This window comes from Roseivirga pacifica, assembly GCF_900111145.1.
Classification (GTDB): domain Bacteria; phylum Bacteroidota; class Bacteroidia; order Cytophagales; family Cyclobacteriaceae; genus Roseivirga; species Roseivirga pacifica.
Window position 1 is genome coordinate 421,696 of record NZ_FOIR01000002.1, and the last position, 19,150, is coordinate 440,845.

Genomic DNA, 19,150 nt, shown 5'->3' on the forward strand with positions numbered 1-19,150 from the left:
ATTACAAAACTAATATTGCCGCTACTCTAACTTCATTCGGAATATCAGCAAGCTCAATTCTCCCATTTAAATCTACACCCAACTCCTCCATTTGATAAACATCTAGTAGAAATGATAAATCCTTTTCCTTACTGTAAACCACAATATTGCCTTCCCCTCTTAACACTTCTTCAAACGAAAAATATTCTTTAAGCTCTCCTAATGTACTTCCAATATGTACACCTTCTTTAGTTTTATAATCAGGAGAAACCACTTTTATCCTCCAAATAGTATTGCAGTTTAGTTCTGCCACTAATTCTACCATTCCGTGCTCATTTTTTATGTTAAAAGCAGGAGAAAATGTGGCCTCCAAAAACTGATCGAATAGTTCTAATGAGTTGTGTTCATAATAACCATAAAGCTCATCGGCTTGCATTCCAATTTGGACATAGCCAGCTTTATGGTCACCAAGTATTTTCTCTTCTGATTTAAAATAAACCATAATTGTAACCAAGAAAAGGCATGCTAGTGTACTCTTCATTATTATTAGCTTTGTGTATCAATGTAATTCTAATCGAATTTATTCATAACTCTTCCTTGAACCAGATAATTTAACAGCATGAGCATCCAACTTCGTCCTGCAGCAATTACCGATATAGATCGCATTTTCGAACTAATTCAAGAATTCTCCATCTTTCAGAAAACTCCAGAGAAAGTAAAGATCACTCCCGAGCAGATGAAGGCCGATATGGACATTTTTAAATGCTTGGTTGCGGTTGATGGCAACACCATTATAGGTTTTTCGACCTATTACTATGCCTATCACTCATGGTCGGGCAAGGTAATTTACCTAGACGACTTGTATGTACAGCCTGCTTACCGTGGCCAGCACATCGGGAACCTAATGTTCGATGCAGTAATGGATATTGGAAAGCAAACCAACTGTATTAAAATGAAATGGCTCGTTTCCCACTGGAACACAAAAGCCCAAGAGTTCTACAAAAGCCGTGGCGCCACCATAGAAGATACCGAATGGATTTGTGATCTGGTTTTTTAGGGAACTGGTTATTAGTTATCGGTATATCAGTTGATCAGAAAACAGTTTTTGAGTTTATGGTTCATAGTTCATGGTATCGGCCACCGCAAAACCGACTATAACGCGTCACTCAGAGGGAGGTACGACCGAAGAATCTCAACAGGGTTTGCACCTGACTAGGTTGTTGGGTGATTAGTTATCAGTATATCAGTTGATCGGAAAACGGTCTTTGAGTTCACGGTTCATAGTAACGGCCAGTACAAAAAACCATCATATGAAATCATTCAGAGGGAGGCACGACCGAAGAATCTCCACCGGCCTTGCAGCAAAGCCCCCATCCAAACCTTCCCCCAAGGGGGAAGACTTAAACACTCTCCTTTTTACCTCGACCGTAGTGGAGAGGTCTGCCAGGAGGTTGGTTATTTGGTCGATAGATCTCTGGTCATTAATGGGTTCCTTAGCAGTCTTTTAGCTCAAAGTGAACCAGCCAACCCTCTATTCACTCTTCAAAGTATCCACCGGATTTTTACTGGCCACATAAAGGGATTGGTAACCCGTGGTAAATATGGCTATTAACAAACTGATAAGTGCTGCTAATGCAAATACACCAACTTGGATAGGTGTTCTGTAGGCAAAGCCTTCTAACCAAATATTTACCAACCAATAAGCTAATGGCACCGAAACCAAAATTGACAAGCCGACCAACTTAATAAAGCCTGTACTAAATAGTAAAGTCAGCTGGCTGGTCTTAGCACCTAATACCTTGCGAATACTCAACTCTTTGGTACGTTGCTCTGCCGAATAAGCAGCCAAACCGAACAAACCAAGACAAGCAATTACCATGGCCATTAGCGTAAAGAAATTCAGCACTGCCCCCATTCTTTGCTCATTGCGAAAGGAGTCTTCAAACTGTTGATCCATAAAACTGAATTCAAAAGGAATAGATTGGTCAATACCCTTAAGTATCGCTTCAGAATCGTTAATTAAAACCCTTAAATTGTCTGATGTTTGCACAGCACTAGGCTTTAGGCGCAAGGTATAGTAAGACAAACCAGCACCATAATCCCACACCCTATCATTGCCATGATGTAAAAGGATCAGCGGCAGTATACCTGTTTTTGTACTTTGAAAATTAAAGTCCTTAACTACCCCGATCACTTTAAATTCATCCTCATTTCCGGAGGCTACAGCGATGGACCTGCCTATGGCATCTTCCGCATTCCAACCCAAGAGTTTTATCGCCTCTTCGTTGAGAATCACACGATACTTATCAGCAGGCCGTTCAATGTCAAAATTTCTACCCGAAAGAAACGACACATCAATGACATCTAAATAGTCTTCGTCTACTCGCAAATTGCTTAGTTGAAGCACAGGTGCATTTGGTTCTGTTGAGCGATAACGGTCGCCAGAACCAACATTGGGAGGAATGCCAAAGGACTTACCAATCTCTGAAACCGCGGCCAAGCCACTCAATGCTGTTTTTATGGGTTCAGAATTAAAGCCAAACTGTTCAATATTGTGTATTTGCAGCAGGTTCTCTTCGGTCAAACCCAAGTCGATAGTCGATGCGTAGCGCAGTTGCTTTTGCACAAAAAGCGAGCAAATAATAAGGCAAATTGATATGGTGAACTGAAAAACTACCAAAGCATTACGGAAGCTTTTACCCTTGTTGCCTTTACTCAATTGGCCTTTTATTACAGCAATTGGCTTAAAGGATGACAGATAAAATGCCGGATAACCGCCCGAAAGTATTCCTAAGCCTAATACAAAAAGTAACAGTATTAGCAAAAAGCTAGGCTGGCTTAGCCATGGTATTAAACTGAGCTCCCGCTCGGCCACTATGTTGAACCAATTGAGTGCACTATTTACAACTACCAAGGCCAGCAGCGTGCCTATAGCCACAAACAGCACTGACTCAAACACAAACTGTCGTACCAATGTACCGCGCTGTGAGCCTAGCACCTTTCTTACCCCAACCTCTTTGGCACGATTGGCCGAGCGAGCAGTAGAAAGATTAATAAAGTTGATGCAGGACAGCAATAAGATCACAACGCCTATAGCCGCAAATATCTGCACAACCTGAGCATTGCCCACCGGACCAAAAGCGTTTTGACTTGGCGATACACCCAAGTAAATATCGGTTACCGGCTGTAGTTCGAGTTTCCATGGATTGCCTGCCGTGAATTCCTCATAGCTTTGATTGAAAATGCGTTCGGTAGTTGGTGGCGCGTATTTAGGTGGAATGGTCTGGAGCTTGTCCGTTAACGCATCAATGTCAGCACCTTCATTTACAAGTACATATGTTGAAAAAGCTGTCCATATCCACTTCCAGCTATGATAATCCATTTGCTCCTGATTACTTGTTAAAGAGGCCAGCATATCGAATTGGAGGTGGCTTTGGCTTGGCAAATCGGCTAAAACTGCTGTTACCACATAGGTTTTCCAGCTGCCATCCCAGTCTTTCACTTCAATTGATTTCCCTAAGGCGTCAGTAGTACCAAAGTACCTTTTCGCAGTAGTCTCGGTTACTACGAGATTCATTGGTGCAGCCAAAGCTGTGGCTGGATTTCCCTGTAAAAACTCGTAGTCAAACACTTTGAAAAAGTTCTCTTCAGCAAGGTGAAAGCGCAGTTCTTTAAATGTCTTAGCCTTAGTTGATTCCGCTGAATACCTTGTGAACTGATTTCCCATTACGAGTATACGCGTCACCTCTTCGAATTCAGCAATTTCCGCGCGCAGCGCAGTAGCTACATTTGGCCCCGTAGTGGAACTCATTTCTGTCCACTCATTCCAAATATCGGGTTGATTGACACGGTAAATCCTGTCCTTCTCGGTCAGAAATTCATCAAAGTTGCTTTCGTTGTAAACATAAAGCCCAATGGTAAGGGAAATGCTAATGCCGATAGTGAGCCCCAGCAGGTTTAATACGGTAAATTGCTTTTGCCTGATAGCGTTGCGCCAGGCAATAATGAACATTGATTTGAGCATAATAGTGTTGTTTTGAGTTTTGAAAAGTTTGAATGATGTAAATCCGAAGAGCAAGTGCAGCGCATCGACCCAATACATGCACCAGGCATAAGCGCGACTTTTGCTCGCCAACCTGTCTTCATAAATTTCTTGTAGATCCCCGAAAAACTCTTCGAGGTATTCATCACCTATTAGATTTGAAACCAGCCAATCGGCCAATCTAGGTGGTTTATGACCCTTTTTGCTAAACATTTACTGACCCGAGTTTAGCTGTGGAATTAGCGACCACATTTTCTGACGCACATCTTGAGCCGCCTCAAGCTGTTTCATTCCTTCTGTAGTAATCTCAAAAAGTCGCTTGCGTCTATCTCCTCTTTTCTCGGTGTTGCCTCCCATTTCAGAGGTGAGCAAACCTTTGTCCTGAAGTCGGTAAAGTGTAATATGCACTGCACCTAGCAGTACCGAACGCCCCGAATGCTTCTCCACCTCCTTTTTTACATTAATGCCATAGGCCTCTCCTTTCAGAATGCAAACGGCTAGTAAAACCAATTCTTCGAACTCACCTAAACCCTTGTTTTTCATTAGTTATAAAAATGTATGTTATACAAAATTATAAATAATAAATTATTTAGCAAGGGTTGCGATTGATTGACATATCCAACCATCAGTTAGATGGAGAAAAACACCTGCCTATTCAAGTATTAGGGAGTTAGAAATTAGTTATCAGTATATCAGTTAAAGGGAAACGGGGTTCAGCTCAAAGTAAGCACACCACTTACTCTCATCATCCAACAAAAGACGAACGCAGTCGCCAAGACTAAACATGAACAATTATATTTGCAGCCATTTATTACAAAGGCATTAATAATTGATTGATTATGAGAACTCCAATGATCACTCCGGAGGGATTAGAAAAGTTGAAGGAAGAACTGAACTACCTATGGAAAGAAGACAGGCCTGAAGTTACCCGAAAGGTTTCATGGGCGGCAAGCTTGGGAGATAGATCAGAAAATGCCGATTATCATTATAATAAAAGACGACTAAGAGAGATTGACAAGCGCATTTTGTATCTGCGCAAGTGTATCGATGATTTTCAGGTAATCCAATATCATCCACACCAAGAGGGTAAAGTAATGTTTGGGGCCTGGATAGAAATTGAGAACAACCTTGGGCTCAAAAAGCGACTGAGGATTGTCGGTTACGAAGAACTGATTGGCAATAAAGACCACATCTCCATTGACTCTCCCATTGCCAAAGCCCTGCTAAAAAAGCAAGTAGGCGATGAAGTAGAAGTAACGACTCCTGCCGCTACATTCACTTGGAAAATCCATAAGATAGAATATACGAAGTAGGCGTTTTTGATCTAGTCAACACAACCAGTCTCTTCACACCAACTCTCCTCCTTGTTCACCGCTAGCTGGGCCTAGCATAATCACTCTATCGGCAGAGGAAATCATGGTTTTATTATGCTCGATGAAAATGATGGTATCGCCCTGATCTATCAGCGACTGAAACACCTCATTCAGCTGGAGAATATCGAAATAGTGCAAACCTGTGCTAGGTTCATCAAATAGGTAAAGCGTGGTGCCCTTCTCTACTTTTTTGCCTTTGGCAGTAATCATCGAGTGAGCCAATTTCAATCTTTGCGATTCACCTCCCGACAAGGTGTTTCCCGACTGCCCCAAAATCACATGCCCTAAGCCCACATTCTTCAAAATATTCAGGCTATCTACAAGGGTACTGCTCTGGAAAAAGTCAACAGCTTCTTGCACTGTTAGCTGTAAAACCTCACCAATCGACTTACCTTGATAGGCGACTTCTAAAATCTCCTGACTGTAGCGCATACCTTGGCACGTATCGCAGGTAAGCCAGATATCGCTCATAAAATCCATGGTGGTTTTGAGCATTCCGTATCCTCCGCAGGTTGGGCACTTACCTCGCTTACTCTGGTAAGAAAAGTCAGCTCGTTTCCACCCACCCGCTTTGGCCGATTCGGTTTTGGCATAAATAGCCTTTAGCTGATCTAAGATTCCTGAATACGAAACAGGAGTAGTTAGTCTGTTGGCAGTCAAGGCTTCTTGAGTAATCATCAAAACCTCTGAAAACTGCTCTAAACCAAATACTGACGAACAATTAATTGCTTTTCCCTTTTCCCAAGAACGATAAAGTACCTCTTTTACCAAACTCGATTTCCCGCTTCCCGATACGCCTGTTATTGCAGTGATTTGGCCAGCGAAAAAGTCCACATCAATCTGCTTTAGGTTGTGCGCAAAAGCACCTTTTACTCCAAAAGCTCCCCTTGCTGAATTCTGTTGTTTCTTTGCGCTTTTTTCATGCGTCTTTAAAAGTCGAGCGGTCACCGAATCTTGCACTTGGCTTACACCTTCAACGCTTCCTTGATAGATAAGCTCGCCACCTTTTCTTCCCGCTTCTGGTCCCATCTCTATCAAGTAATCGGCTTGAGATATAAAAGTAGGATCATGCTCTACCACCACCACTGTATTGCCATTGGCTACCAGTTTTTTCAACGCTTTTGAAAGCACGAGCACTTGCTCTTCATCCAATCCAATAGTTGGTTCGTCTAACACATAAATCACTCCGAAAAGATGCTTAGAAAGCTGACCCGCTAAGGTTACTCGCTGACGTTCCCCACCCGAAAGGGTGCTCACCGCTCTATCGAGGTTTAGGTAACCCAGGCCTAAATCGATCATGGTTTGCAGCGATGCTTTCACCGATGGCAACACCACCTGTGCAATTGCTAAAACAGTCGAATCAGTGGATCCTGGAGTTTCTTCCAATAAAGCGAAACATTCACTGATGCTCAGTGATGAAAGTTCGTGGATGTTTTTGCCCAAGAAAGTGGGCTTTAACAACTCAGGTTTCAGTCGGCTACCATGGCAAGTAGTGCAAGTCACTTCATGCATTAAACTCTCAAAATCGCTCAACTTTTTGTTGTGCAATCTGCGTTGGTATTCTTCGTCAACATATCGGCAGAAGCCCTTCCATGGTGCTTTTATTTCTTGCTTCCCCTCGCCCGTTTTGGTCTTATAATGCCAAGTAGCCTCCCAAATTCGGTCGCCCGTTCCATAAAGAATGGATTCTTGAATTTCTGAGTCGAGATCGTTCCACGGTTGCTCTAAATTCCACGAATTTTGGTGTGCTACTTCTTTCAACGTAGCCATAAACTGACCATTTACATCGGCATAATACGCAATGGCTTTGTTGGTTGAAACCGCTCCTTCAAAAATCGATTCTCTTGGGTTCACGATAATTGCTTCAGGATCGGATTTGAGTTGAATTCCCATGCCTTCGCAAGCTGGGCAAGCTCCCAAATAATGATTGAAAGAGAAATGCTGTGCTGTGAATACTTCTCCCTGATGTTGAGCAATTCGAGAGTACAGCAAACGAAAAGCATCGTGAATGGTAGATTGTGTTCCTACCGTAGACCGTTTAGATGGGCTACCACCTCTTCGGTTAATGCCAATGGCAGGACCCAAACCACTGAACGACTTTATTTCTGCTTGGCTGTTTTGCTGCAAAAAGCTTCTGTGATACGTAGAAAGCGATTCGGTAAATCGCGCATTCGACTCTGCAAAAAGCGTGTCGTAAACCAACGATGATTTTCCACTTCCAGAAAGACCCGTTACTACCGTTAGCTTGTTTTTAGGAACCCGAACATCTACATTTTTAAGACCGTGAGTTGTTACCCCTTCCAGTATAATTTCGTTCGCTGAAAGTTTTTTGACTGACGCTTGACTCTCTTGATCATCTATCCTTTCTCTGTTTTGTTGTGGTACTCCTTGGTAAAGAATAGTTCCACCTTTTTGACCACTTTCTGGCCCTAACTCAATGTGCCAATCGCTGTGGGCAATCACCGTTTCGTTCTGTTCAATACACACAATGGTGTTTCCCTTTTGCTTGATGCGATCGAACAAACGCAAGAGCGAATGGATGTTATCGTGGTGGAGACCAATGCTCGGTTCTACAACAACATAAAGGGTATCGCCCGTATCTTTTTTCTGTAGTTGATTGGCGATTTTAATTCGCTGGGCTTCACCACCAGACAAGGTGGTTGAAGACTGACCTAAAGTGAGGTAACCCAAGCCCATTTCTTCCAACAGGAGAAGTCCTGCAAGTACTTTTTTGTCTTCTGCAAAGAACGCCACTGCGTTAATCACCGACAATCGATACACATCGGCTATGGATAAGCCTTTGTACTTCACCTCTAGCGTTTCTTGGTTAAACCGATCACCATTACAGGTTCCGCAAACCAACTCCACATTACCCAAAAAGTGCATCCCAATTTGGGTTTTCCCCGCCCCTTGACAAGTCTCACAGCGTCCACCTTTATTGTTGAACGAAAATCGAGACTTGGTAAATTTCTTCTCTTTCGACTCTGGCAACTGGGCAAAAATATCGCGGATATAATCTGACAAGCCCAAATAAGTAGCAGGATTGCTTCTTGGCGTTTTTCCGATGGGTGAATGATCGATAAAAATCAGTTTATTGATGGCTTCTAGGTTTCGATGTTCGGCAACTTTCACTTTCCCATCTACCGAAACACCTAATTGCTGCTCTACCACCTTGAGCAATGTACCTTTCACCAAGCTCGACTTGCCTGCACCCGATCGGCCACTGACTACATTGAGTTGCCCAAGATGAAAGCTAACATCAATATTTTTGAGGTTTCGTTCAAAACAGCCAATGAGTTCTATCGCGGCTCCCTTTTCGATTAATTTTGATGTAGAAAACGCTTCAGCTGTAGTTTGTAAAGCTCTAAAAGTAGGACTCGTTGCTGCCAAATCTTTTTGTTGCAAAAAATCTGACAAAGCTCCATTAAAGATGAGTTCTCCCCCATTCACTCCCGCTTTAGGACCTATTTCTATAATGTGATCTGCACTTTTAATGGTGGCCAAATCATGCTCTACCACAATTACCGTATTGCCCTTCCGCACCAGCTCTTTGAAGTGAAAAATCATTCTTTGCTTTTCGTGCCAATGCAAGCCAATTGAAGGTTCATCGAACACGTAAAGCACATCGCTAAGCGGCACCAAAATCTGATTGGCCACGCGAATTCGTTGAATTTCACTCGCTCTGAGCGAAGCCGAAGACCGATCTAAAGTAAGGTGCCCCAAACCTAAATCGGCCAGTAAATCGGTTTGAGCTTTTATTTTTTCTACTATCTCGGAAGCGACTTCGTTCCACTTGTTTGCTTCTATCCAAGCATTGAGTTCATTCAATTCAAAACGGCTGACTTCAGCAATGTTTTTGTCTTGCACCCGAACACTCAGCGCATCTTGATTGAGTCTTGCCCCATGGCATTCAGGACAAGTAACTGCGCTCACAAATCGGAGAATGTTCGGATTCCTATCGCGCTTCAGGATATCCGACATGATGGTAAGAATGCCTTTGTAATAGCCTTCTTCCCTGGGTTTTGCCTTCATGCCTGTCCACCGTAAACGCGATTCTAAAGTATGTTTACCGAAAGGCACTTTTATCTTGTCACTACCATGAAGAATCACATGGCGTTGAGCATCGGTGAGTTCGTTCCAAGGAACATCAACACTAAAACCCTCGGCCTCACAAACTTGGTTGAGTACATCAATAGTAACCTGAGAATATGTAATGTAGCCATTGGGCAAAGTGGTGGCCAGTGCGCCTTCTCTAATGGTTTTCTGAGGAAAGGCGACCAGCTTGTTGACATCAATTTGCTCTTCTTGGCCAATACCTTGGCAACGCTGGCACTTGCCGATAGAAGAATTGAATGAGAACAGCGAGCGAGTAGGCTTAACATTCCGCTCGGTCTCTCCTGTTCTAGCAAATAGTAATCGGAGTAGATCGTGAATATCGGTAAGAGTTCCTACGGTAGACCTTGCATGAGCACCGCTTGTGCGCTGACCGATGGCAATTACTGGAGAAAGCCCTTCGATTTCATCTACCTCTGGGCGATTGAGTTTACCCATAAATTTGCGGGCGAAGGAAGGCAAGGTTTCGAAGTACCTACGCTGGCCTTCTTGAGCTATAATATCGAAGACCAAACTCGATTTTCCAGAACCAGAAATACCCGTCACGACAATCAGTTGATTGTGGGGAATTTTAAGCGAAACATCTTTTAGGTTGTTAGCTTTAGCTCCTTTAATAAGAATGGCAGGCTGCGAATATTCTTGCATTCCGTGAAATTAGTAAAAGCCCTATGGAATGCTAAACCTCACTTCGTCTTCTGCCCTTATTGGTGTTGTCTCATCTGGTCTAAGCGTCTCGCTTAGACCTGTGCCCTATGCCCTAATTACTGTTGTCACCAACAAGCAAAGTAAAACCGATTGTATTCAAACATAGAAGTCTTAGCCTGTCTGCCAACAGGCAGGCGAGACGATTAGACTAGTACTAGGCGCTTAGACTAGCAAGAGTATTTAATGGATCAAAGCAGGAATCATTTGCCTATTCATTAGGTTTACCCTATTATGGAAAATAGAACCTTCACCTACAAATTGACCATTGTCACCAACAAGTAAAATCGAACCGATTGTATTCAAACACAAAAGTCTTAGCGAGACACTTAGACTAGTACTAGTAAGAGAGAGTATTTAATGGCTCAAAGCAGGAATCATTTATCTATTCACTAGGTTTACCCTGTTATGGAAAATAGAACCTTCACCTACAAATTAACCATCAAAGAGCATCATCTAGATACTTTCGGACATGTGAATAACGCCACTTATCTACAGCTTTATGAGGAAGCTCGTTGGCAGTTAATTACCGACAATGGCTACGGACTGAGTACGGTAAGAGAAAAACAACAAGGCCCAATAATTCTGGAAGCTAACTTAAAGTTTATGAGAGAGCTCCGCCTTCGCCAAGAAATCACCATTCATTCTCAAACAACCGAATACAACGCTAAAGTCGGTACCATTAAACAATGGATGACCGATGCAGATGGAAATGTTTGTTCGGAAGTGGTAATGAAATTCGGACTATTCGATACTAAGAATAGAAAGATCATTTCTGCCACAAAAGAATGGTTGGAGGCTATTACTTAGGTTAAGTATCGTAATTACACGAGTACTTAAAGGTTTATCCCCTTCAACTCAGCAATTGTACCAACAGAGTCAACAGATTTAAAAACAAAGCTACCAGCTACCAATACATCGGCACCGGCTTCTAGAAGGGCTGGTGCGTTGTGTGCATTTACACCACCATCAATTTCTATTAATGTCGAGGCTTCATTCTCCACAATGATCTCCTTTAGTTGGCGAACTTTTTTATAGGTGTTTTCTATAAAAGACTGCCCACCAAAACCTGGGTTTACACTCATTATAATTACCAGATCGATATCTTTAATGGTATCTTCCAGTAGCTGCACATTAGTATGTGGGTTTACAGCCACGCCAGCCTTACAATCAAGTGCTTTTATGGCCTGTAGGGTTCTGTGCAAGTGATTACAAGCCTCATAATGTACAGATATATTTGCTGCTCCAGCATCGCGAAAAGCTGCAAGGTAGCGGTCTGGGTCTTGAATCATCAAATGAACATCAAGAGGTTTTTTCGCATGCTTGTACACCGCTTCTACCACTGGCTGTCCAAAGGAAATATTGGGCACAAACACGCCATCCATTACATCTACATGGATCCAATCGGCTTGGCTTTCATTCAGCATCTCAATGTCGCGCTGAAGGTTGGCAAAATCTGCTGCTAAAATCGAAGGGGCTATAATGGGTGCACTCATGTTCAAATATAAATCAATTAATCATCAACTTTTTGGTGACTTGTCGTCCATTTGAGTTAATGCGAATAAAGTAAAGACCAGATGGCATTCCTTCCAAATTGATCTCAAGTCTATTATTCGCTATTCCGTTACCGAAATCCAGTTGTTGTATGGTTTCTCCCCGCACATTGGCAACTGCCAATTCTAAGGCTCCTGCAAACTCATCGTCCAAGGCTATGGTAACAAAGTCTTGACCGGAAACAGGGTTAGGAAAAACCCGAATCTCACCCGTTTTTAGGTTTAGTGGTTTCATCAACTCCTTTGCTTCGGTATAGCTGGGCACGCCATAACCAAACAAATTATTGGGTTCATCGCTAATATTTGCGGAGTTTCTAATAAGTGTTCGTAACTCAGCTGCAGTTAGCTCGGGATAGGCCTGCCATAAACCAGCAGCAAAGCCGCTGACAATTGGTGCGGCAAAAGAAGTTCCGTTTTGATAAACGTATGCACCATTACTAGCGACTAGAGCCGTAGAAACACCCAAAGCCACCACCTCGGGTTTAATTCTGTTATCTGCCGAAGGTCCAATACTCGAAGTGTTCGCCTTGAAACCAGCTTGATTAATACCGCCAACTGCAATTACATCGGCTACATCGGCCGGAGCAGAAATGATTTGCCAGGCCGTATTACCCAAGTTTCCTGCTGATGTTATTAGTAAAATGCCTTTATCGGCAGCCAGCTGAGCCGCCTTTGAAATTACCGCAGTTTCACCGTCCATATCACTTGGGCTGTAGTCCATGGTTTCATCATCAAACTCAGTATAGCCCAAGGAGGTTTGAATGATATCAACACCCGCACTGTCAGCCATTTCTGCTGCAAACACCCAGTTGTACTCTTCTATTCTGTACTCTTGCGGAGCCTCAGTAACCGAAAGAATGTAGTTAGCATTAGGCGCAGAACCGATATAGGTTTCAGAATTACCAGCAATTGCCGATAACACCCGTGTTCCGTGCGTTTGACTGTTTTCTACTTGAAATGCGTTTGTAGTAAAATCTCTGGTATAGAGAACTCTATTATCGGCCACTAAATGAGCGAATTCATCTATCTGACGATAGTTTTCAAAGCCCGAGTCAAACACTCCAATCAAGATTCCTTCCCCCCTAAATCCATCTTGATGCATTCGGTTTATACCTAGCATTTCGAGCTGAGAAGCAGTGATGTTGCTACTTGCTGCCGTTGAAACCGTTTCAGATTGACTCGGTGTTTCATCGGCCGATTTGCTAAGTAGTGTATTCGGTGCTACTAGCTCAACTTTGGTAACATAAGGCAGTGCCTCTATTAAAGGCAAAACAGATGAATCGGCCTGAATCAGCAATCCGTTCATCCATTTGGTGGTAAAATAAGTTTCCGCATCTAAGGATGCCACGCCAGCTACATAGTTCGGATCTACCGGCAAATCGGTGTTCGTAATGCTAATCCCTTGTTTTGACCTGCGTTGAATAGCACGTTCCGAAAGGAAAGCTTCAGGCGTGTTAATGCTGTAAGGTGTGTTTGTTTTATCTGCAAAGAAAACCATAAACCTATGCTGACCATTAAGACCAAAGCACAGGAAAAGGAGCATCAGGACGATACTAGTCTTCTTCCACATCATAAATATTACCACTCTCTATCAGTGTTTCTCTATAGTACTTACCGGATTGAATAATTCCGGCTCCAATCTCGCATTGGCCAGCAGTACTACAGTAAAGTAGTTGATTATACTCTTTTTTCACTAAACCTATACTATCTGCATAAACCTCGTAGCGCACATCTTTAGATACTATGATATCGTCCAAGTTGCTTATTTCAACCTCCATTGCATGCAAAAAAGTATTCAAACCTACGGTATATGGCTCATCGAATGATAAGATTTTAGTGTCTGTCTCTGGCTGAACGTTGAAAATATTACGGTCCCATTCACGTCCTTCAATTGCCGGAAATACCAGCTTTACAAAAGGCACATTGTTTTCTACAGAAACTGCAATATCCTCTTCTACTCTGGCAGACCAAATTGAATCTAGCTCCCAACTCTCTTGGCTGTTCAACCTGCTGTAGCGCCTGATTGTATGCGAGGTACTCCCGTTATTATTAAAAGGCTCGCCTACTTCTTCGCGAATCTGATACTCTAAAGTATCGCTCATATCTACCGCCTCGTACTTTATTTCGTACACATTGTATATGCGGTATTGCCCTTCTTTTAGGTAGAAATAAGTCTTCCCTTGATCAGGGTCGGTCGGCTTTTCTGCCGCAACGTCTTCCCCACACGACCAAAGTGCTAGTGCAGTACAAATCATTAAGCTTAAGACCAAGTATCTCGTCATGCTGCAAAAATAATAGTAATAACGTATGTTATACTCCTGAATTATGGAATATTCAAAACTCCTTAATTAGACACCATTAGTGGCCTTTCCCCTAGCATTACCCGTAAAAACCTTTTTTATTAAAGATTGAACTAAGGCTAACAACTTTCCCTTTAATTCTCCTCAAAAACCAGAGTAGTTTTAGTCCATAGTGGTTTAATCAATTACCTTTGCGCCAATTCGAATAAAAATTAAAAGTATGGCACTGAAGACATTTGTAAAAGTTAGTGGAGTGAACAATTTGAGTGATGCACGTTACTGCGCAGGCATGGAGGTGAATCATATTGGATTTAATATTGAATCTTCTCACCCTAACTACACTAGCCCTCAGGACTATAAAGAACTTTCAGAATGGCTTTCAGGTGTTGAGTTTGTTGGTGAAATCACAAGTACCAATAGCGATATTTTGGCACTTTTGGCCGACTACGATGTACATGCCATTCAAGTGGAAGACTTGGCACAAGTGGACACTGCCCTTACGACCGGTAAGGAAGTGATTTTTGCAACGGATGATTTGGACACTGCTGAAAAAGCCTGGTCTGCTTCAGGTGAAAAACTTAAATACGTTTTGTTCGATTCTTCTAAAACCGAGTTGGATGCTATTGCTACTGCCGCCTTGTCCACTCCTATTGTGCTGGCCGGTGGCTTTACCGATGAAGATGTAGAAGGTAAAATAGATTCGCTTAACCTCTTTGGTATTGCAATGAAAGGTGGTGATGAGATTCGTCCTGGCTACAAAGACTTTGATGCATTAGCCGATATTTTAGAGGCCTTGGAAATTGACGACCTAGCCTAGCTGTTGGTTATTGCGATATTTTCGAATGGTTTGGAATAATTCGATGCATGCTTAAAATTGCTACATTGAGTTATGAAAAGAATACTTCTACTTGCCGCCCTTTGTTTCTCCTTTGCTTCAACCACTTTAGCACAAGAAGAGCTAACCACTTTTATCCTTGTTCGCCATGCCGAAAAAGGAACTGATGATGCCAGAAACCCGAACCTATCAGAGATAGGTAAAGCCAGGGCCGAAAAGCTGAAAACAGTATTAGCGTCTACAGAAATTGCGGCCATTTATTCTACTCCTTACAAGCGCACGGAACAAACGGTGGCGCCTATTGCTACAAGTTTAGGCTTAAAAGTTCAACCTTACGACCCAAGTAACATGGACTTGGTGGTTGATGTATTGAAAGCACACAAAGGCAAAACCGTTTTAGTTTCTGGCCACTCCAACACCACACCAATAGTTGCTAACTTTCTACTTGGGGTAGAGAAATTCGGATGGCTGAAGGAAGACGAATACGACAAAATCTTTATCGTAACCGTTTCTGATATCGGTAAAGGAACTGTTAATGTGTTGAGTTACTGATTAGAGTTTACAATGCTCTTCTAAAGCAGACTTGCCGTTTTCATCCCCCATTTCTGCTGCCTTCTTAAAATCCTTGCAAGCATCGAATTTATTGCTCAGGTTAATTTTAGCTAGCCCTCTTTCGTAGTAAATGTTCGAATCTTGTTCTAAATCTAAGGAAGAAGTAAAATCCTCGACAGCTCCCAAATAATCACCTATGGCCTCTTTCATTCTTGCTCTATGGTCATAATAAAGTGCAGCATTAGGAACGAGCTTTATGGCTACAGAAATATCATGAATGGCTTGTTCGGTCATTGAAATTTCAAACTTAGAAATGGCCATATCTGCCCAAGCACTGTGTTGAGTCGAGTCTTGTAAAACTATTGTTTCATAAACTTCAATGGCATCCGCATAATTGTTCACTTCTGTAAGAGCATTAGCATAATTGGTACTATACTGGACATTACTGCTATCCATAGCCATTGCTCTCTCAAAATTCACAATAGCAGAATCGTATCTTTCTAAGTAATACAGAGCAACCCCTTTGTAATTATATACCGGTGCCTCATTCAGGTTTAACATTTGTGCCTGACTATAATCATCAACAGCCAATTCATAATTACCTAATTCTGCGTTAGCAACCCCTCGGTAATAGAAGCCTATGGCATTAGTACTATCGTATTGAAATGATTTTGAATAATAATCTACCACCTTATCATAATCTTGAAATCTAAATTGTAACAAAGCCATATTCCTTAGAATAGTAGCATCTGTTGAATCTAATTCAATCGCTTTCAAATAATCAGACTTGGCTCCTTCATTATCGTTCAAGTAGTACTTTGATAAACCCAAGTTATTATAGTCAACTGGCTTAATAGTATCCCTTAGTTCAATAACACGATTAAAGTCTGATATAGCACCGTATTGATCTCCATGCTGACGCTTGGCTGCACCCCGCTTTGAAAGTACCGTAATATCATTAGGCGCTAATCTATTTGCCTCATCAAAACGCTCAATTGCCCGATCATACTCCTGATTATCAAACGCTTCAACTCCTTCCTCATAGGCAATTAGTGCAGGACTCTTTTCTTTCTGCTTCAGAATAAATTCTGCGTATGCCTTCTTTGTTTGCTCGCTCATTTCAAATTCCTCGGGAGTCATGTTTAAAGAAAAGTCAAACTTGCTAACATTAAACGTAGTAAGGTCATTTGTGGCGTTTTGATAAATAAAGCGATGAGGCAAAAGCATTTCATTCGAAAGCTTGTAATCAAAATAATACTCTTCTGCACCCTCCTTTACAGTTCCAATTACATAATATGTGTTTTGATCAAAGTAGAATGTTTTAGATTCTTCGGTTCCCTCAACATCATTAGTCAAGACTAATTCATAAACATCCAAGGTGTCAAAAAGAACAAGCTCCTTAACATCGGAAGGTTCCCATCCACTATCCAGTAAATGCAAAACATCATTTTGCTTATTATCAACAAAGTTTAGGTTATTACTTTGGTCACTAGCTGGCTCAAAGTTGTATTTGTTAGAAAATGGATCAAATTGCCACTCAAGCGTGTCATTAGATATTCTAGTAAGCTTGGTTCCCAAAAACTCCATTTCAAGCTTCATAAAATTATTCTGCATCCAGACCCTAACAGGGATATCCTTCAACTGTCCAATTTCCATTTGTCCTTCCATGAAAACTGACTGCTGGTCGGCCAAATCATAATCATAGCCCTCCAAAGTCTTTGAATACTTCTTTATTAAATTTTTACTCGAAATTTGGGCCGAAGTAGTCAAGCATAAGAGCAACAATAATGTTGAAATGAAGTGTGTTTTTCTCATGTGTTAATTATTAAGCATCTTCGGTTGTCGTTCTTAAGTCTAAGAACGCAATACCCGTCAATGCACTGATTAAGCTAATTAAAAAGAAGAGTGAAGCCAAAGCCACAGAAGAGGTTTGGTCAATCATAAAGTAGGTATAGCCGTAGGCAAATATAGCTTCTCGAATACCTATCCCTCCGGGCAGTGATATAGGCAGTGAGGCAGCTACTGAAGTAACCAAAAATAACGTCAGGTAGTCTAAATACCCTACTTCTACGCCAATGGATTTTAGGATAAAAAAGGCACAAATCAACTGCAAGCCCTGAACGCCAAGTGCCTGAAGGTTTGTGGTGCTGATTACTGCTCTATAGGTAGGAAAAACATACTTTACCAAAAGGTAAAACAGCGGATAGGCCAAAATTAAACAGAGCCAAAGTAGAAACCCATATTCACCCAGAAGGTCCTTAGCTGATCCTAAAAAGCCTAAGCCTAAGGCTAAAACACCCAATGCTACTACCCCACTAATTCTATCTAACAAAGTGGCGGCAATAAGCCCTTTTACAGGCGCCTGAAAGCGTTTGTTAAGTAAGTATACTTTATAACCATCTCCTCCTATTCCACCTGGCAAAAACTGGTTGTACAGCATGCCTAGGTAGTAAAGCTTTAGGTTGAATACTTCGTCAAGGTTTAAACCGAGTGCTCTAAAAAAGTAGTTTAAACGAAAGGCACTTAAGATTTTAGAAGCGTTGAAAGCCACAAAGGCCACAAATAGCCACCAGAAGTTTGCGGTAAGCACTAGGGCCTTGAATGCCTCGAAGTCGATATCGCGAACAACAAAGATGATAGCCACTACAGCAATCACTAGTTGCACCCCAACCTTAGCCCACTTTTTAAGCTTTTGCTTCTCCAACAAAAGTCTCCTTTAAGCGATAAACCTTTTTGTTTTGCGACTCATAGTAAGTACGCATCATCAGTTCGGCAATAATACCCACGGTAATAAACTGAATACCGCCAATCACCAAAATGGCACCTAACAATAAAAGCGGTCGTCCCCAGATATCTTCTCCAAAACCAAACTTAACGATCAGTAAGTAAAGGTTAATAAGCATACCAGCCGCAAAGGTCAGAATTCCTAAACCACCAAAAAGGTGCATCGGTTTTTTAAAGTACTTCTGAAAGAAAATCATCAGAATCAAATCGGCCATTACCTTAAACGTTCGGTTAATACCGTATTTTGATTCTCCGTGAATTCTGGCGTGGTGATTCACGTCCACCTCTGTCATACGTGCGCCTTGCAGTTTGGCCAATACAGGAATAAAGCGGTGAAGCTCTCCGTACAAACCAAGATTTTTGGCGATATCTGAACGATAAATTCTTAGTGAGCAACCGTAATCGCTTAAGCGCACATCGGTGGTGTTTCTAATAATCCAGTTGGCGATTTTACTCGGGAATTTCCTCAATACAAAGCCATCCTGACGGTTGGCTCTTACCCCTGCTACTACATCTAATCCAGACTCTTCTAGCTTAGCCAACATTACAGGAATATCGGCAGGGTCATTCTGAAGGTCACCATCCATTGTTACAATGTACTCTCCTTGTGCTGCATCAATTCCGGCAGACATGGCAGTACTTTGCCCATAATTCTGATTGAAGATAAGTAGCTTGGTTCTCTCGTTAGCCACCTTTTTAATGTTCTCAACCGTTTTATCTGTTGAGCCATCATCAACCAAAATCAATTCGTAATCAATTCCTTCTAACGCTTCGTACTCCTTCTCGCACAATGGAATTACATTGTCTTCTTCGTTGTAAACTGTTACGACAACAGAAAGCTTCATAGACCTTTAAATTTGACTGCAAAATAAACGAGTTCTGCCCCAATTACCTAACCATTGTACAATTGGTTGCTA

15 protein-coding genes are annotated in these 19,150 nt (G+C 41.9%); 5 read left to right on the plus strand and 10 right to left on the minus strand.

Going from position 1 to position 19,150, the window contains the following annotated elements; genetic code table 11:
• Position 1: 1 nt before the first annotated feature.
• Positions 2-520: a hypothetical protein gene (locus tag BMW98_RS10735; protein ID WP_121505269.1), complete on the minus strand. Its 519-nt coding sequence runs from the start codon at positions 518-520 to the stop codon at positions 2-4.
• 78 nt (positions 521-598) lie between these two features.
• Between BMW98_RS10735 and BMW98_RS10740 the strand changes: the two genes are divergently transcribed.
• Positions 599-1,036, plus strand: coding sequence for a GNAT family N-acetyltransferase (locus BMW98_RS10740; RefSeq protein ID WP_090258586.1), 438 nt, complete (start codon positions 599-601; stop codon positions 1,034-1,036).
• A 474-nt stretch (positions 1,037-1,510) separates the two neighbouring features.
• Here BMW98_RS10740 and BMW98_RS10745 read toward each other — a convergent pair whose 3' ends face one another.
• Together BMW98_RS10745 and BMW98_RS10750 are read right to left on the minus strand one after the other, a co-directional pair.
• Complete coding sequence (locus BMW98_RS10745) at positions 1,511-4,234, minus strand: ABC transporter permease (RefSeq protein ID WP_090258587.1); 2,724 nt, start codon at positions 4,232-4,234, stop codon at positions 1,511-1,513.
• Entirely contained in the window at positions 4,235-4,564 is a 330-nt protein-coding gene (locus BMW98_RS10750) for a PadR family transcriptional regulator (protein WP_090258588.1), read from the minus strand. It lies immediately after the preceding gene.
• A gap of 296 nt (positions 4,565-4,860) precedes the next feature.
• Between BMW98_RS10750 and greB the strand changes: the two genes are divergently transcribed.
• On the plus strand, positions 4,861-5,334 hold the full coding sequence (greB, locus tag BMW98_RS10755) for a transcription elongation factor GreB (protein WP_090258589.1): 474 nt from the start codon (positions 4,861-4,863) through the stop codon (positions 5,332-5,334).
• 33 nt (positions 5,335-5,367) lie between these two features.
• Here greB and BMW98_RS10760 read toward each other — a convergent pair whose 3' ends face one another.
• Positions 5,368-10,152 carry an excinuclease ABC subunit UvrA gene (locus BMW98_RS10760; RefSeq protein ID WP_090258590.1) on the minus strand — a complete coding sequence of 1,595 codons (4,785 nt, stop codon included), beginning with the start codon at positions 10,150-10,152 and terminating at the stop codon, positions 5,368-5,370.
• Between the two features lie 465 nt (positions 10,153-10,617).
• Between BMW98_RS10760 and BMW98_RS10765 the strand changes: the two genes are divergently transcribed.
• The gene (locus BMW98_RS10765) at positions 10,618-11,019 is read left to right on the plus strand and encodes an acyl-CoA thioesterase (protein WP_090258591.1); all 402 of its coding nucleotides are present in this window, start codon (positions 10,618-10,620) and stop codon (positions 11,017-11,019) included.
• Positions 11,020-11,045: 26 nt separating this feature from the next.
• On the opposite strand, the gene rpe is transcribed toward BMW98_RS10765, so the two are convergent.
• The 3 genes from rpe to BMW98_RS10780 are packed head-to-tail and all read right to left on the minus strand — an operon-like array spanning position 11,046 to position 14,044.
• Positions 11,046-11,705 carry a ribulose-phosphate 3-epimerase gene (gene rpe, locus BMW98_RS10770; protein WP_090258592.1) on the minus strand — a complete coding sequence of 220 codons (660 nt, stop codon included), beginning with the start codon at positions 11,703-11,705 and terminating at the stop codon, positions 11,046-11,048.
• A 13-nt stretch (positions 11,706-11,718) separates the two neighbouring features.
• Positions 11,719-13,335: a S8/S53 family peptidase gene (locus BMW98_RS10775; protein ID WP_090258593.1), complete on the minus strand. Its 1,617-nt coding sequence runs from the start codon at positions 13,333-13,335 to the stop codon at positions 11,719-11,721.
• On the minus strand, positions 13,316-14,044 hold the full coding sequence (locus BMW98_RS10780; RefSeq protein ID WP_139177502.1) for a hypothetical protein: 729 nt from the start codon (positions 14,042-14,044) through the stop codon (positions 13,316-13,318). Before BMW98_RS10780 ends, BMW98_RS10775 begins: the two co-directional genes overlap by 20 nt.
• Before the next feature lie 238 nt (positions 14,045-14,282).
• Here BMW98_RS10780 and trpF point away from each other — a divergent pair, with 238 nt between their 5' ends.
• Together trpF and BMW98_RS10790 are read left to right on the plus strand one after the other, a co-directional pair.
• Positions 14,283-14,879, plus strand: a complete 597-nt coding sequence (gene trpF, locus BMW98_RS10785; RefSeq protein ID WP_090258595.1) for a phosphoribosylanthranilate isomerase — start codon at positions 14,283-14,285, stop codon at positions 14,877-14,879.
• 72 nt (positions 14,880-14,951) lie between these two features.
• The gene (locus BMW98_RS10790) at positions 14,952-15,449 is read left to right on the plus strand and encodes a SixA phosphatase family protein (protein WP_090258596.1); all 498 of its coding nucleotides are present in this window, start codon (positions 14,952-14,954) and stop codon (positions 15,447-15,449) included.
• Here BMW98_RS10790 and BMW98_RS10795 read toward each other — a convergent pair whose 3' ends face one another.
• The 3 genes from BMW98_RS10795 to BMW98_RS10805 are packed head-to-tail and all read right to left on the minus strand — an operon-like array spanning position 15,450 to position 19,078.
• The gene (locus BMW98_RS10795) at positions 15,450-17,264 is read right to left on the minus strand and encodes a tetratricopeptide repeat protein (RefSeq protein WP_090258597.1); all 1,815 of its coding nucleotides are present in this window, start codon (positions 17,262-17,264) and stop codon (positions 15,450-15,452) included.
• Positions 17,265-17,274: 10 nt separating this feature from the next.
• Positions 17,275-18,153: a lysylphosphatidylglycerol synthase transmembrane domain-containing protein gene (locus BMW98_RS10800; protein WP_162844744.1), complete on the minus strand. Its 879-nt coding sequence runs from the start codon at positions 18,151-18,153 to the stop codon at positions 17,275-17,277.
• Positions 18,134-19,078, minus strand: coding sequence for a glycosyltransferase family 2 protein (locus BMW98_RS10805; RefSeq protein ID WP_090258599.1), 945 nt, complete (start codon positions 19,076-19,078; stop codon positions 18,134-18,136). The genes BMW98_RS10800 and BMW98_RS10805 overlap by 20 nt, the downstream gene beginning before the upstream one ends.
• Positions 19,079-19,150 lie beyond the last annotated feature (72 nt).

Bases quoted from the DNA above. Each gene is read 5' to 3' on its own strand.
- BMW98_RS10735 (WP_121505269.1), bottom strand. From the start codon at position 520: ATGAAGAGTACACTAGCATGCCTTTTCTTGGTTACAATTATGGTTTAT.
- BMW98_RS10740 (WP_090258586.1), top strand. From the start codon at position 599: ATGAGCATCCAACTTCGTCCTGCAGCAATTACCGATATAGATCGCATT.
- BMW98_RS10745 (WP_090258587.1), bottom strand. From the start codon at position 4,234: ATGTTTAGCAAAAAGGGTCATAAACCACCTAGATTGGCCGATTGGCTG.
- BMW98_RS10750 (WP_090258588.1), bottom strand. From the start codon at position 4,564: ATGAAAAACAAGGGTTTAGGTGAGTTCGAAGAATTGGTTTTACTAGCC.
- greB (WP_090258589.1), top strand. From the start codon at position 4,861: ATGAGAACTCCAATGATCACTCCGGAGGGATTAGAAAAGTTGAAGGAA.
- BMW98_RS10760 (WP_090258590.1), bottom strand. From the start codon at position 10,152: ATGCAAGAATATTCGCAGCCTGCCATTCTTATTAAAGGAGCTAAAGCT.
- BMW98_RS10765 (WP_090258591.1), top strand. From the start codon at position 10,618: ATGGAAAATAGAACCTTCACCTACAAATTAACCATCAAAGAGCATCAT.
- rpe (WP_090258592.1), bottom strand. From the start codon at position 11,705: ATGAGTGCACCCATTATAGCCCCTTCGATTTTAGCAGCAGATTTTGCC.
- BMW98_RS10775 (WP_090258593.1), bottom strand. From the start codon at position 13,335: ATGATGTGGAAGAAGACTAGTATCGTCCTGATGCTCCTTTTCCTGTGC.
- BMW98_RS10780 (WP_139177502.1), bottom strand. From the start codon at position 14,044: ATGACGAGATACTTGGTCTTAAGCTTAATGATTTGTACTGCACTAGCA.
- trpF (WP_090258595.1), top strand. From the start codon at position 14,283: ATGGCACTGAAGACATTTGTAAAAGTTAGTGGAGTGAACAATTTGAGT.
- BMW98_RS10790 (WP_090258596.1), top strand. From the start codon at position 14,952: ATGAAAAGAATACTTCTACTTGCCGCCCTTTGTTTCTCCTTTGCTTCA.
- BMW98_RS10795 (WP_090258597.1), bottom strand. From the start codon at position 17,264: ATGAGAAAAACACACTTCATTTCAACATTATTGTTGCTCTTATGCTTG.
- BMW98_RS10805 (WP_090258599.1), bottom strand. From the start codon at position 19,078: ATGAAGCTTTCTGTTGTCGTAACAGTTTACAACGAAGAAGACAATGTA.